The organism is Rhodococcus sp. GQ147, assembly GCF_059759155.1.
The window spans coordinates 91,994-105,856 of record NZ_JCAXDU010000009.1 but is presented as its reverse complement, the minus strand read 5'-3'; the positions used below and the strand labels follow the sequence as shown (position 1 = coordinate 105,856).

The window sequence follows — 13,863 nt, the reverse complement described above, 5'->3', positions numbered from 1 at the left end:
CGCTGGGCGGGAGATTTTCGTTCTCGACCGATCCGGCGGATCAGTCCCGCTCGACCGCGGTGCGGTCAGTCGCGCCTGGTGCGCGGCTTCCACACGACGAGGGCGTTGCTGCGCGGAATGGGCACCAGATCGCCGCGTGTCGAACGCAACTGGGCGACCTCGGCGTTGAGTTCGGCGACACGCTGCTGCAGTGCCTCGACCTGGTTGGTCAGCTCTATGATCCGTTTGATCCCGGCGAGGTTGACACCTTCGTCCTGGGAGAGGCGCTGCACTTCGCGCAGCAGTTCGACGTCGCGCGGCGAGTACCGGCGGCCGCCGCCGCTGGTGCGGTGCGGGGTGACGAGTCCGAGCCGGTCGTAGTTACGCAGCGTCTGCGCATGCATCCCGGCGAGTTCTGCTGCCACCGAGATGACGTAGACGCGCGCATCGGGATCCGGTGACAGATTCCGTGGCATTCTCGTCTCGCTCATCACGCACCTGCCCATCCCTCTCGAGGATCGAAACCGCTTGCCTCTTCTGCACGAAGATAGTTGTGCAGCGCTTCCGTCGCCTTCTCGTCGAGATTCTGCGGGATCGCGACCTTCACCGTGACGAGAAGGTCACCGGCGCCGCCCCCGCGCTTGGGGACGCCGCGTCCGCGGACCCGCAGGACCCGGCCGTCGGCCGTTCCCGGCGGGATCTTCAGCCCGACGCGGCCGTCGAGGGTCGGCACCGAGACGGTGCCGCCGAGGACGAGTTCGCCGTAGCTGACGGGCAGCACGAGGGTCAGATCGTCGCCCACACGCCCGAACACGCGGTCGGGACGGACGTGCACCGTCACGAACAGGTCGCCGGACGGGGCGCCGCGCAGACCGGCCTCGCCCTGACCGGCGAGGCGGATGCGCGAACCGTCCTTGATGCCTGCGGGGACCCGCACGGTGATGGTGCGGGTGCGGTTCTGCACGCCGGTACCGCGGCAGTCGCTGCAGGGGTTGTCGATGATCGATCCGCTGCCCCGGCAGTCGTCGCACGGTTCCGAGAATCCGAAGGCGCCCTGGTTACGGGAGACCACACCGCTTCCGTTGCAGTTCGGACAGACCCGCGGGCTCGTTCCCGGCTGGGCACCGCTGCCGTGGCAGGTGGTGCACGGCGCCGGGCTGGTCATCCGCAGGGGAACCGTGACGCCCTGGACGGCATCGCGGAAGTCGAGCGTCGTCTCGGTCTCGACATCTGATCCGCGGCGTGGACGCGAACGGCCGGCGGTGGAAGCAGTGCCGCCACCGGCGCGGTTGAACAGGCCACCGAAGAGGTCGCCGAGCCCACCGTCGCCGCCACCGCCGAACAGGTCGCCGATGTCGAAGGTCGCTCCGGTACCACCGGAGAATCCGCCGGCGCCGGGACGGAAGCCACCCGGCATGCCGCCGGAGGCGAACAGGCGCCGGGTCTCGTCGTATTCCTTGCGCTTGGCGGGATCCGACAGGACGGCGTTGGCCTCGCTGACGGCCTTGAAGCGTTCCTCGGCCTTGGCGTCACCGGGGTTGGCGTCGGGATGCAGGTCCCGCGCCAGTTTCCGGTAGGCCTTCTTGATCTCGTCCTGCGTTGCGTCGGGGGAGACGCCCAGGTCCTTGTAGAAATCCTTCTCGATCCACTCCCGCTGGCTCACCGGGCGTCTCCTCCTCTCGCGTTTTCTTGTTCTTACTCTGTGCCCGGCTCCGCCGACCGCGCGTCACCCGGCGTGTCCGCCGGATCGCCGTCGGTGACCGTCACCATCGCGTGCCGCAGGATGCGGTCGCCGAAGCGGTAACCCTTGCGGAGCACCGTCCCGAGCACTGGGTGGTGACCGTCGCCTTCCATCTGGACGGCCTCGTGCAACTCGGGATCGAAGGCGTCGCCTTCCTCACCGAACGCGACGAGTCCGACACTGTCGAACACACCGGTCAGCTTGCCGGACAGTGCCTTCAGCGGACCCGTCTCCAGGTCGCCGTGGGCGCGTGCCCGGTCGAGGTCGTCGAGGACGTCGAGGAACTTCGCCGCGACGGAGGCCTTGGCCTCCTCCGCGATCGCCGTGCGCTGCGCCTCGGCGCGGCGACGGTAGTTCGCGTACTCCGCGCTCACGCGCTGCAGGTCGGCGGTGCGCTCGGCGAGTTCCTTCGCCTCCTGCGACTGTCCTTCGGTCCGCTCGGCCTTCTCGGCGTCGCCCTCCGCAGGAACCGACTCGATCACCTCGCCCTCCTCGGCGCGCGGCTCCTCGGCGGGGTCGCGCACCTCGAAGGTCTCAGGGTCGATCCGTCGCTTGTCGGTGACGGTCACCGGTTCCTGCTCGGGCTTGTCGGCACTCACTTCTTCTCCGAATCGTTCGGCTCGTCGACGACCTCGGCGTCGACGACGTCGTCGGCACCTGCGGCCGCGCCGTCACCGGCAGCGGCACCCTCGGCGCCCTGCGCCTCGTAGATGGCCTGGCCGAGGGCCTGCGACTCGGTCGCGAGCTTCTCGACGGCGGCCTTGACCGCGTTGATGTCGGAGCCGGCGAGGGCGTCGTTGGCTTCCTTGATCGCAGCCTCGACCTTCTCCTTGACGTCGGCCGGGACCTTGTCCTCGTTCTCCTTGATGAACTTCTCGGTCTGGTGCACGAGCGACTCGGCCTGGTTGCGGACCTCGGCCTCCTCGCGACGCTTGCGGTCCTCCTCGGCGTGCGCCTCGGCGTCCTTGACCATCCGGTCGATCTCCTCCTGGGACAGGCCGGAGCCTTCCTGGATCTTGATCGTGTTCTCCTTGCCGGTGCCCTTGTCGCGGGCGGTGACGTGGACGATGCCGTTGGCGTCGATGTCGAAGGTCACCTCGATCTGCGGGACGCCACGCGGAGCCGGCGCGATGCCGCCGAGCTCGAACGAGCCGAGCAGCTTGTTGTGCGCCGCGATCTCACGCTCGCCCTGGAAGACCTGGATCTGCACCGACGGCTGGTTGTCGTCGGCGGTGGTGAAGGTCTCCGACCGCTTGGTGGGGATCGTGGTGTTGCGCTCGATGAGCTTGGTCATCACGCCGCCCTTGGTCTCGATACCCAGCGACAGCGGGGTGACGTCGAGCAGCAGCACGTCCTTGACCTCGCCCTTGAGGACGCCGGCCTGCAGGGCTGCACCCACGGCGACGACCTCGTCGGGGTTCACGCCCTTGTTGGGCTCGCGGCCACCGGTGAGCTCGCGCACCAGGTCGGTGACGGCGGGCATACGGGTCGAGCCGCCGACCAGCACGACGTGGTCGATGTCGCCGACGGAAATGCCGGCGTCCTTGACGACCTGCTGGAAGGGAGCGCGGGTGCGCTCGAGGAGGTCGCCGGTGATCTTCTGGAACTCCGAGCGGGTGAGCTGCTCGTCGAGGAACAGCGGGTTCTTGTCCGCGTCGACGGTGATGTACGGCAGGTTGATCGAGGTCGACTGCGAGGACGACAGCTCGATCTTGGCCTTCTCGGCAGCCTCACGCAGACGCTGCATGGCCATCTTGTCCTTGGTCAGGTCGACGCCGTGCTGTGCCTTGAACTTGTCGACGAGCCAGTTGACGATGCGCTCGTCCCAGTCGTCGCCACCGAGGTGGTTGTCGCCGGAGGTCGCGCGGACCTCGACGACGCCGTCGCCGATCTCGAGGAGGGAGACGTCGAAGGTGCCGCCACCGAGGTCGAAGACCAGGATGGTCTGCTCCTTCTCGCCCTTGTCGAGACCGTAGGCGAGGGCAGCCGCGGTGGGCTCGTTGACGATGCGCAGGACGTTGAGACCGGCGATGGTGCCGGCTTCCTTCGTGGCCTGACGCTGGGCGTCGTTGAAGTACGCCGGGACGGTGATGACCGCGTCGGTGATGTCCTCACCGAGGTAGGCCTCCGCGTCGCGCTTGAGCTTCATCAGCGTGCGGGCGCTGATCTCCTGCGGCGTGTACTTCTTGTCGTCGATGGCCACGGTCCAGTCCGTGCCGATGTGGCGCTTGACCGAACGGATGGTGCGGTCGACGTTGGTGACCGCCTGGTTCTTGGCGGGCTGACCCACCAGAACCTCACCGTTCTTCGCGAATGCGACGACGGACGGGGTGGTGCGGGACCCCTCGGCGTTGGCGACCACAACGGGCTCGCCGCCTTCCAGAACGGAAACGACCGAGTTGGTGGTTCCGAGGTCGATGCCGACCGCACGAGCCATAATTTTCCTCCAATGTTCCTGCCGCGACGCGTGCGCGCCGCGAAAACGTTCCATGCCCGACCTGAGCCCGTTCGGCTCAGGTGAGCGCGGTCGACTCAAGCCTGCACCCGAGCGGTCCACGCCGTCAAGTGAAGTTGAGTCTTATGCGCTCAAGTTGTCTGACTCATCCAACGGCAGGTCGTGGACTTTTGTTCCGAGGGTGGCGCACATCACTTCGATCGGTCGCATCTGCTCGATTCGAGGACCGATACCCGATGTCGACAAGGCGCCACTGTCCGCACCGGTGCGCAAGGACGGGTTGTCCACAGGGACCCCGTCGATCCACAGGTGGTCGGGTCGAGGGCTTCGATGCTCCGGGTCCGTCGTCGCCGTACACGACCCTCGCTGCATGGACGAACCGAACTTCCTTCTGCGCTCCGACCTGCTGGCCGGCGGGACGACCTCGGACGAGATCCGTCAGGCTGTCCGTGTGGGACGACTGCGGAACGTCACGCGCGGTGTGTACGTCGACGGTGGCGCGGACCTCGACCCGCTCACCCTGCACCGTGCGCGCGTACTGGCGCGACAAGGACGGATCACCCCGGACGCCGTCGTCAGCCATGTCTCCGCTGCGGTGCTGCACGGCCTTCCTCTCTGGGACGTCGACCTCTCCCCGGTGCACATCAGCCGCGAACGGCCGTCGAGCGGACGCCGCACCCCGACCCTCCATGTACACAGGTGCACCTACCAACCCGACGAGGTCTGCGTCGTCGCGGGTCTGCGCACCACGACCGTCGCGCGGACGGTTGTCGACCTGGCACGAACACTGTCGGTGGACTCGGCAGTCATCGCCGGCGACGCGGCGCTGCGGGCGCATCCCCATATCGCGCCCCTGCTCCTCGATGCGCTGGCATCGTCCGGCATGCGGCACGGGATCGCCGCTGCCCGGCGGACCATTGCTTTCCTCGACGGTCGCAGCGAAAGTCCCGGCGAGTCGCTCAGCCGACTACGGATCCGGTCGGCGGGGTTACCGGCGCCGAAGCTGCAGCACGAGCTGCGGACCCCTTCCGGAGCATTCGTCGCTCGTCCCGACTTCCTCTGGGAGGACGAAGGCGTGGTCGGTGAATTCGACGGAAGGAGCAAGTACGGCTCGGACGAGCCCGGCGCGACGGCCGAGACCGTCCATCGCGAGAAGCTGCGGGAGGATGCGATCAGGGCTCTGGGCTTCGAGGTCGTGCGATGGACGTGGGCGGATCTGTTCCGCTTCGAGGCCGTCCACGCCCGCCTGGTTCGCGCCGCCGGCAGAGCCCGTCGACGTTGATTGCACGATTCGGGGACGGATGCTCGATGACGACATCGAGCATCCGTCCCTGTGCTTACGTAGATCGCGCCTCGTTCGCCTTCGTGATGAACTCGATGTGTTCGCGACTCGGCCCGCAGAACTCCTGCTCGATCTGCTGCGCGTTGTCCTCGTGCATGCGGTAGAGGCTGTCGCGTAGGCCCTCGTCGCCGCCGTGGAACTGCTCGAGCAGATCCATCCATTGCCGTGCCATCTCCTGGGCCTCCGAACAGGCCGGATCCATCCCCGAACTCAGCGCAGCGTCGACACGCGGGATGAGTTCCTGCCACGACGTCTCTGCCGCCGTGATGACGTCGTCGCCCAGCATCGCGCGTCGTTCCGCGAGGTCTGCGATCTGTCCCTTGTCGAAATACCTTTCGAAGATGTCGTCCACTTCGATCACTCCTCGGATCACGTGAAGGAAGTCGGCGACCGATGCATCCGGCGACGTTCGGACCGTGCGGGAGAGCATCTCGACCTGCGCACGCAGCGTGCGGGTCGCCGCGAGCTGATCGTCCAGGTAGGCACGGTGCGCGTCGAGGATCTCCGACAGCGAGGTGTCGCCGTCGGTGACCGTGGCGATCGCGTCCAGTGACAGCCCGAGCTGACGCAGCGCCAGCACCTGGTACAGCCTCTCGACGTCCGACTCCTCGTACAGCCGATGGCCCGACGCCGTCCGACCCGACGGCCGCACGAGGCCTATGTCGTCGTAGTGATGCAGGGTCCGCACGGTCAGGCCTGTCTCCGCTGCGAGACGCCCCACCTTCCAGTGCTGTCCGGAACGTGTCTGCTGCCCGGAACCAGTCGCCGGCATCGTCCACCCACTTCCACCGGCACTCCGTGCGCCGGCACGATCGACGCTATGACCTCACGTTACGTGAGGTGCAAGCCGAATCGTTCGGCTACAGCTCACATCTGTCGGCCGGCTCCCGCGACCAGCCCTTCCGCACTGCGCGCTGCCACCGCTGCGGCTTTCGCAGTGAACGGATCGAGCAGCGGATGTTCGGCGCGGGATCGCCAGTGCCGCACCGCATCGACGGCCGCAGCGCGGATCTCGGCAGGTGAGGCGCCGTCGGCGAGACCGAGGCGCCGGGTGGCGCCGATCCCGGATCCACCGACAACGCGCTGCAGCGCCTGGACCTCCTCGTCGGGCAGTGACACCGACGACGACCGCAGTCTGCCCAGCAGGCGGAGTTCGGCGAAGCCGTGGTCGTCGGCCAGTTCGCGTCGCACGGCTCCCAGCAGCTCGTGGTCGCCGCACGCGTGCAACACCCGCTCGAGCGCCAGCAGCGCCGAATGGGTCTTGAGCTGATCGGCACGCTGACCGAACTGCACGTCGATGACCTGACGCAGCTCGTCGAGCCCGCTGCGCGCGACGAGTTCGGCGGCGAGGGACGGTGAATCGCGCGCGCCGAGCTGCACGAGCAGCACTGCGGTGCGGATGCCGAACAGACCGAACCGGTCGACGAGACGTGCCCGCATCCCGGGGTCGACGGGCAGGTCGACGTCGGGCCGCGCGAAACGGTCGGCCGACAGCATCGCGACCTGCAGTTGTTCCACCGGCACCTGTGCGAGCGCCTCGAAGGCCGCGAACTCGTTCTGCCGCAGGGTCCGTGCGGCGAGGGCGAGCAACCCGGCGACCGGCACGACCGCCTGGCACAGTCCGGTGCGTTCGAGTTCGTCGGTGAACCTCGCCGCGACCTGCTTCGCCGACATCATCGCGTCGGCACGACCCGCACCGACCTCGTCGGCGCGCGACACCACCCCGACGATGCCGAGCGGTCCCGATCCCCCGCCGACGTGCCGGCCGATCCGTTCGAGGAACTCGACGTCGGCGGCTCCGAGCGAACGCATCAGGTAGACGACGGCGTCGGCACCGGAGGCCGATTCCTCCGGGGTGAGCAGCGCCAGGGTCCGCGCCGACACGTCCTGCGACAACGACGACGTGCCCGGGGTGTCGATGATGGTGGTCTGCGCCAGCGCGCTGGCCGGCCATTCGACGTCGATGAAGTCGACGCGGTCGGCGGTGAGTTCGCCGAGGTCGAAGGTCAAACGGCCGTCGGGACGCTGCACGGGCACCGGCATGCGGCGGTTCCCGTCGTACCAGGCGTTCACCGTCGGCACGGGTCCGTTGCGGTACCAGGTGACGACGCGCGTGCACTCCGTCGCGTCGGTGGGCGCGATGTCCTGTCCTACAAGCGCATTGAGTAGGGTCGACTTGCCGGCCTTGAGCGATCCGGCGAGCGCGATCCGCAACGGCTGATCGAGTCGCGCGGCGCAGTGGTCGAGCCGGTCCGCGACGGCCGGGTTCCCGCCGTACGACGCGCGTGCCCGGTCGAGCAGGTCGCGGGCGCGCGAGAGAGTCGGGGTCACGCCGACACTCCCGCGAGTTCCGCGGCGCGCTCGCGCAATCGGCCCAGTTCCGCGACCTGCGTGTCGAGTTCACCGATCCGACGGCGGCGTTCCTGTTCCTGCACGGTCGCGGCCTGGCGGGCCGCTTCGAGCGACTCGTCGAGCGAACGTAGTGTCTGCTCTGCGATCTCGGTGAAGTGATCGCGCAACTGACGCTGGATGAGCCGGAGCCGGTCCTTCGATTCCTTGCCGACCTGGAAGCTCACGTCGTCGGTGAAGGCGCGGATCGCGCTCTTCGCGTCGACGCGGCGCTTGGCGAGCCGCACCTGCTTGTCGTCGCGATACGCCTTGGTACCCAGGACGACTCCGGCTCCCACCGAGATCGGGTTCACGAGCGCCATCCCCATCAGGGTGGTGACGAGACCGAACATCAGCACGCCACCGTAAGAACCCTTCATGCCGACGAGTACCTTCTGACCGATACCGATCCGGCCCGATTCGAGATCGGACAGGTTCTCGACGGGCTCGAGCAGTCTCGACAGGTCGCCGAGATGCAACGACGGCAAGGAGTCGTCGTCGAGTGCGAAGTGCTCGGCGACCTTGCCTGCGAGCGCCTCGGCGCGTTCGTGCGCCCACACGAAGTTGTCACCGACGGATTCGGCGACCTGTTCGGCGAGCCACTGCCCCAGCCGCGGCCATTCCTTGCCCGGATCACAGTCGTCCACGGACGCTTCGGCGTCGCGGGTCACCGTGCGCAGCCGGTCGCGCAGGTCGTGGTCGATGTCGGCCGCGAGATCGGCGATGCCGTCCGACAACGTGATCTGCCACCGCGCCGCCCGCGTCCGCAATGCCTCGGTCGCGGCGCGTGCCCGGTGCAGGTCCTCGATCGCGGCGTTCCCGGAGTCGGGGTCGCGCAGGGCGGCGAGTTCGCTCTCGCATCCGAGCGCGAGATGGTCGACGACGGTCTTCACGTCGTGCGCCACCGACAGTCGCGCCGAGTCGGCGTTGCGCGCGACCACCTGTTCGCGCAGGAAGTCGTAGATCGCGTCGAAGCCGGATTCCTGCTGCAGCGAGGCGTCTTCGGTGCGCAGGGCGTACTCGCGCAGCAGGGACGAGACGGGCAGCAGCGGCAGGTCGATCCCCGCTCGCTGCAGGTGTTCGCGGTCGGCGTCGACGATCGCGCGCCAGTGCGGATACACGTCCGTCTTGGTGACGAGCACCGCCGACGCCGGGCACAACGTCTGCACCTGTCGCAGGAACGACATCTCCGGTGCGGTGAACTCCTGACTCGCATCCGAGACGACGAAGACCGCATCCGCGGTGGCCAGGAGCGTCAATGTGGCTGCTGTGTGCGGGTTTCCGTGGCCTCCCACACCCGGGGTGTCGACGAACACGAGTCCGTCGGCGAGCAGCGGACTCGGCACACTCACCTCGAGCCGGTCGACGTCCCGGCCGGCGCTGCGCGGCGCGACCTGCTGCAGGTCGTCGAAGGGCACGGCGATGCGCGGCGCCGAACCGGTCGGGACGAGTTCGGCGGACGGCTCCTGCCCGTGTTGCACGAGCGTGGGGACCGCGGTGGTCTCGTCGTCGCCGACGGAACACACCTCGAGGCCGAGCAGAGCGTTCACGAACCGGCTCTTGCCCTGGTTCAGACCCCCGACGACGACCACCCGCAGTCGCGGGTCGGAGACCTTCGTACGGGCGGCCGTCAACCGGTCGGTGAGATCGTTGCGCCTGGCGCTGCGAGATCGCGCGATCGCGGAGTCGATCAGGTCGAGGAGCGCTCGGCGTCTCGAAGGATCGGATGGATGCTGCGTATCCGGTGAATGCTGCATGGGCTGCGTCGACTCGCCTTCCGTCGGTGCGGGCTCCGGACATTATGTCCCGGAGCCCGCACCGCTGCGGGTCAGGGCAGCAGTTCGTCGAGCTCGGTGGAGTCGGTGGCGCCGAGAGAGGAGTCGCCGCCGAGACCGGAGGTCGCGGTGAGACCACCCTCGCCGAACAAGCCCGCAGCTCCCGAGGCAGAGCCGAACAAGCCCGCAGCTCCCGAGGCAGAGCCGAAGACGTCCTCGCCGACCGATGCCCAGCTGTCCGCACCGCCCGACAGGGCCGTATCGACCCCGCCCGACAGGGCCGTATCGACCCCGCCCGACAGGGCCGTCCCCACCTGCGTGGATAGCTCGGCACCGAGGTCGGCTGCGCTCTCCAGACCGCCGGAGACACCGAGGTCGGCAGCCGCGCCCAGGTCTGCTGCACCACCGAGATCCAACCCGTTCTCGACATCGGTGGCTGCACCCAGATCGACGGACGTTCCCAGTCCACCGGCCGCGCCGATCCCCGAGCCGATCGCCGCGCCGAGGTCCGCTCCCACGTTCACTCCGGCCCCGAGTTCCGCCGCCGCGTCCAGTGCGCCGTCGAGGGCGTAGCCGAGCTGACCGGTGGCTTCGGCACCGGCGTCGAGGCTGCCGCCGATCGTCGACGCGAGCTGCGTGCCGAGATCGGCCCCCGCATCGAGGGACGCCGACCCTGCGGCCGTCTCGAGTGCACTGCCGAGTTGCAGGCCGAGCTCGGCGCCGGCCGAGCCGCCGGTCGCGAAGGTCGAGCCGAGGACGGACGACAGATCCGATCCGAGGTTCGTCCCCGCCTGCACGGTCGAATCGACGGTCGCGCCGATACCGGTGGTCGAGCCGATGGCGACGTTCAGCGCCGACGACAGTTCGGTGGCCGCGGTGGTCTCGAGGCCGAGCGCACCTCCGAGCACCCCGCCGACCAGCGTGCCGAGTTCGACGCCCGCCCCGGCCTCAGCGTCGATCTCACCGCCACCCGAGAGGACCGCGTCGAGGTCGACACCGCCGAGCAGACCGCCCTGCGCGCTGTTCTCGATGACGGTCCCCAGCGCGGCGCCGAGATCGGCCGCAGCTCCACCGCCCGCTCCGAGCAGGGCCGAGAGGGACGCACCGAGGCCGAGCGTCGCGCCCACACCGGCGTCGAGACCGGCGGAAAGGTCGGTTCCCAGTCCGGCGCCGAGATCGGCCACACCACCGAGGACGCCGCCCAGGCTCGTGCCGAGCGCGCCGGTCAGTTCCGTGCCCACGCCGAGAACGCCACCGAGGGTCGTGCCGAGTGCGGCACCGAGTTCGGCACCGCCCTCGAGGGCCGCGGTGAGTTCGGTCGAGAAGGTGCCGCCGACGTCGACGGCCGATTCCAGCAGGCCACCGAGGGCAAGCCCGATGTCGGCGCCGAGGGTGCCGCCGATGCCCAAGGCTCCTTCGAGGGTCGTGGCGAGATCTGCGCCGAGGCCGCCCGAGGCCTCGACGGCCGCGTCGATCGCCGCGGCCAGGTCTGCAGCGGCACCGACGCCCAGGCCGAGCCCACCTTCGAGCGCTCCGGCCACGGCACCTCCGACGTCGAAGGATCCGCCGAGTTCGAGGCCTGAGTCGAGAGCACCACCGAGCGCTGCACCCAGGGAAGCGCCGAGTTCGCCACCGGCTTCGAGCGCCGCTCCGAGCTGCGCACCGAGGTCGACGACGATCCCGGTCTGCGCGCCGACGGTCCCGCCGAGGTCCAGTCCGCCGCCGAGGTTAAGTCCACCACCGAGACCCAGGCCCCCACCGAGGCCTGCTCCGACACCGAGGCCCAGGCCGGCGGCGCCACCGAGGCCCACTGCGCCACCGAGGCCCGCTGCTCCGCCCAGACCGGCTGCGGCGGTGCCTGCGATCGACGCCCCGACGTTCGCCGCACCGTTCAGCGCTGCGGTCAGTTCGGCGGCGGTTCCGGCGAACAGACCACTGTCCGCAACGAGCGGGGCGACGGCGACGATGTCGGCGTGGCACACGCTGTCCAATCCGGCTTCGGCGAGGACGGCCTCGGGGTTGTTGCAGTACCGGGCGAGTTCCTTCTCGTCACGGAACAGGCTGAGGATGAAGTCGAGTACGGCGTTGGTGGCCATCGCGTGTCTCCTGAGTCGTCGGGATCTACGGACGACGCTACGAAACGGCCGGTCGCGGGCACAGGGGGTGCGGCCCCCTGTCCGCCGTCACCCGTTAGGGGATCGGGGTTCGGGGGCGTGGGGGTCGTTAGGGGACAGTCCCTACGATCGGGCCGGTGGCGGCGTGGGCGCTAACGGGCCGCGCGGCGGGAACGACAGGCTCATCGAGACCGAACGGTGGAACGAGATCGCGGACCGATGTCCGCCCAGAACACGGGAGCGTGCATGTATTCAGGACTCGGCGTCACGATCGGGGCAGTCAACTCGGTGGCCCTCACCGTGCTCGACCAGCCCCGAGCCGGCGATCCCAGCGTTCTGTCGGTCCCCACCGAACTCCACCTCCCCGAGGGCGGAGCCTTCGTCCTCGGCGCCGGTACCCCGGCCCCCGGTGCGCAGGTGTTCTCCGGCTATGCGGCCCGGGTCGGCGATCCGGTCGGCATCCTCGCCGACGACGGCTCCACCTATCTCGGTGAGGATCTCGTCGCGTCGACCGTGGCCTGCCTGCAGTACCGCACCGGCACCTCCGATGTGCCGACGATGCTGGCACATCCCGCCGCGTGGTCGGCTCACACCGTCGAGACCTTACAGGCGGCACTCGTCCGCGCCGGCGTGACCGCACGGACGATCCCCGAACCGATCGCGGCGGTGCGCTGGCTCGACGCCACACACGGGCCGCTGGGAGACGACGTGACGGTGGTCTACGACCTCGGTGCGCGCAGCCTCGACGTCACCGTCGTGCAGGGCGGCGCCCATCCCATGCTGCTGGGCCGCCCGTTGAGCAGCGACGACGTCTCCGGCGACCATTTCGACCATCTCGTCACGACCTATCTGCTGGAAACGCTCGGCGGGGACTCGACCGGCCTCGATCCGTTCGATTCCGCGACCGTCGCGGCACTAGCCGACTTCCGCGGTCGGTGCCGCGCGGCGAAGGAGGCACTGTCCAGCGACACCGAGACGGTGGTGCCGGTCGCGCTGCCCGGCCTGCACCGCGACCTGCGTCTGGTGCGCAGCGAGTTCGAGGAACTCGCCCGGGAACCGCTCGGGGCGTCGCTCGCCGTGGTGCAGGACGCGATCCGCGGGGCCGGGCTCGATCGTGCGGACATCGGACGCGTACTGCTGATCGGTGGTGGCTCGTCCACCCCGCTCGTCGCCGAACTGATCTCGTCGGAGCTGGGTCTGCCGATCGTCTCGTCGGCGCGACCGGCCTTCACCGCAGCGCATGGGGCCGCGCTTGCAGCAGCCGCGGACGGTGCCCCGACTGCCGCGGTGCCGATGGCGCCTCCTGCACCTGTCGTCGACGACGAGCCCGAGACCGTCGCGCTCCCGGTGGTGCCCGCCGCTGAGGCGCCGCCGGTCGCCGCCGCGCATCGGCCTGCGGTCGTCGACACCGGGTCCGGCACACCCTCACGCGCCCGTGCCCGCTCGTTCGCGCTGGTGGGTGCCGCTGTCGCTGCCGTCGTCGTCCTCGCCGGGGGTGGACTGGCGATCGGCACCCTGTCGTCGGAGGCCGAGACACCCGGTTCGGAGGTGGGTCCGTCGAGCGAGGTCGTGGCCGGCAACTCGACCACCACCGCGACCGTCCCCGGTACGACCGTTCCCGGCACGACTGGCGCGCAGCCGTCCGAGGCGGGAACCACCGTCCCGATCGGGGTGCAGGGACCGGACGGCACCGTGACCGCTGTTCCGGTCGCCGCGACGCCCGCTTCCGGCGCCGCACCCACCGGCGCTGTACCTGCGCCGGACCCGACCGCACCCGCGCCGGTAGCACCCGGTCAAAGCCCGCAGGCACCCCAGCCTGCGCCGCAACCCGCTCCTGCTCCGGCCCCGGCGCCCGCCCCTCAGCCTGCGCCGCAACCGACCCCGCCGAGCACGGGTGGCAGCGGCGTCGGCGACGCCCTGTCCGGCGCAGGTCAGGGTGCCGGTGCGGTCGTCGAGGGTGTCGGTAACGGCGTCGGCGGGGTGCTCGACGGCACCGGCAACGTGGTCGGGGGTGTCCTCGACGGCACGGGGCAGGTCGTCGGCGGACTGCTCGGAACCGGACGCTGACC

The 13,863-nt window shown here is 69.6% G+C and carries 10 protein-coding genes; 2 read left to right on the top strand and 8 right to left on the bottom strand.

Features of this window, described 5'->3' with window-relative positions; translation table 11 throughout:
* Nucleotides 1-65: 65 nt before the first annotated feature.
* The 4 genes from AC6CID_RS12410 to dnaK are packed head-to-tail and all read right to left on the bottom strand — an operon-like array spanning nt 66 to nt 4,157.
* Nucleotides 66-470, bottom strand: a complete 405-nt coding sequence (locus AC6CID_RS12410; protein ID WP_498354025.1) for a heat shock protein transcriptional repressor HspR — start codon at nt 468-470, stop codon at nt 66-68.
* On the bottom strand, nt 470-1,642 hold the full coding sequence (gene dnaJ / locus AC6CID_RS12405; RefSeq protein WP_498354024.1) for a molecular chaperone DnaJ: 1,173 nt from the start codon (nt 1,640-1,642) through the stop codon (nt 470-472). The genes AC6CID_RS12410 and dnaJ overlap by 1 nt, the downstream gene beginning before the upstream one ends.
* A gap of 32 nt (nt 1,643-1,674) precedes the next feature.
* Nucleotides 1,675-2,319: a nucleotide exchange factor GrpE gene (gene grpE / locus AC6CID_RS12400; RefSeq protein ID WP_024101920.1), complete on the bottom strand. Its 645-nt coding sequence runs from the start codon at nt 2,317-2,319 to the stop codon at nt 1,675-1,677.
* A complete protein-coding gene (gene dnaK, locus AC6CID_RS12395) occupies nt 2,316-4,157 on the bottom strand; it encodes a molecular chaperone DnaK (RefSeq protein WP_024101921.1) in 1,842 nt (613 codons plus the stop codon). The genes grpE and dnaK overlap by 4 nt, the downstream gene beginning before the upstream one ends.
* A 388-nt stretch (nt 4,158-4,545) precedes the next feature.
* Here dnaK and AC6CID_RS12390 point away from each other — a divergent pair, with 388 nt between their 5' ends.
* Entirely contained in the window at nt 4,546-5,457 is a 912-nt protein-coding gene (locus AC6CID_RS12390; RefSeq protein WP_498354023.1) for a hypothetical protein, read from the top strand.
* Nucleotides 5,458-5,512: 55 nt separating this feature from the next.
* On the opposite strand, the gene AC6CID_RS12385 is transcribed toward AC6CID_RS12390, so the two are convergent.
* The 4 genes from AC6CID_RS12385 to AC6CID_RS12370 form a co-directional block, all read right to left on the bottom strand.
* Nucleotides 5,513-6,289, bottom strand: coding sequence for a MerR family transcriptional regulator (locus AC6CID_RS12385; RefSeq protein ID WP_006553030.1), 777 nt, complete (start codon nt 6,287-6,289; stop codon nt 5,513-5,515).
* Nucleotides 6,290-6,384: 95 nt separating this feature from the next.
* The gene (locus AC6CID_RS12380; protein ID WP_217579505.1) at nt 6,385-7,848 is read right to left on the bottom strand and encodes a dynamin family protein; all 1,464 of its coding nucleotides are present in this window, start codon (nt 7,846-7,848) and stop codon (nt 6,385-6,387) included.
* Nucleotides 7,845-9,662: a dynamin family protein gene (locus AC6CID_RS12375; protein ID WP_064061282.1), complete on the bottom strand. Its 1,818-nt coding sequence runs from the start codon at nt 9,660-9,662 to the stop codon at nt 7,845-7,847. Before AC6CID_RS12375 ends, AC6CID_RS12380 begins: the two co-directional genes overlap by 4 nt.
* 71 nt (nt 9,663-9,733) lie before the next feature.
* Nucleotides 9,734-11,776, bottom strand: a complete 2,043-nt coding sequence (locus AC6CID_RS12370; RefSeq protein WP_498354022.1) for an IniB N-terminal domain-containing protein — start codon at nt 11,774-11,776, stop codon at nt 9,734-9,736.
* A gap of 264 nt (nt 11,777-12,040) precedes the next feature.
* Here AC6CID_RS12370 and AC6CID_RS12365 point away from each other — a divergent pair, with 264 nt between their 5' ends.
* Entirely contained in the window at nt 12,041-13,861 is a 1,821-nt protein-coding gene (locus tag AC6CID_RS12365; protein WP_498354021.1) for an Hsp70 family protein, read from the top strand.
* Nucleotides 13,862-13,863: the final 2 nt, after the last annotated feature.

Bases quoted from the DNA above. Each gene is read 5' to 3' on its own strand.
- AC6CID_RS12410 (WP_498354025.1), bottom strand. From the start codon at position 470: ATGAGCGAGACGAGAATGCCACGGAATCTGTCACCGGATCCCGATGCG.
- dnaK (WP_024101921.1), bottom strand. From the start codon at position 4,157: ATGGCTCGTGCGGTCGGCATCGACCTCGGAACCACCAACTCGGTCGTT.
- AC6CID_RS12390 (WP_498354023.1), top strand. From the start codon at position 4,546: ATGGACGAACCGAACTTCCTTCTGCGCTCCGACCTGCTGGCCGGCGGG.
- AC6CID_RS12385 (WP_006553030.1), bottom strand. From the start codon at position 6,289: ATGCCGGCGACTGGTTCCGGGCAGCAGACACGTTCCGGACAGCACTGG.
- AC6CID_RS12375 (WP_064061282.1), bottom strand. From the start codon at position 9,662: ATGCAGCATTCACCGGATACGCAGCATCCATCCGATCCTTCGAGACGC.
- AC6CID_RS12370 (WP_498354022.1), bottom strand. From the start codon at position 11,776: ATGGCCACCAACGCCGTACTCGACTTCATCCTCAGCCTGTTCCGTGAC.
- AC6CID_RS12365 (WP_498354021.1), top strand. From the start codon at position 12,041: ATGTATTCAGGACTCGGCGTCACGATCGGGGCAGTCAACTCGGTGGCC.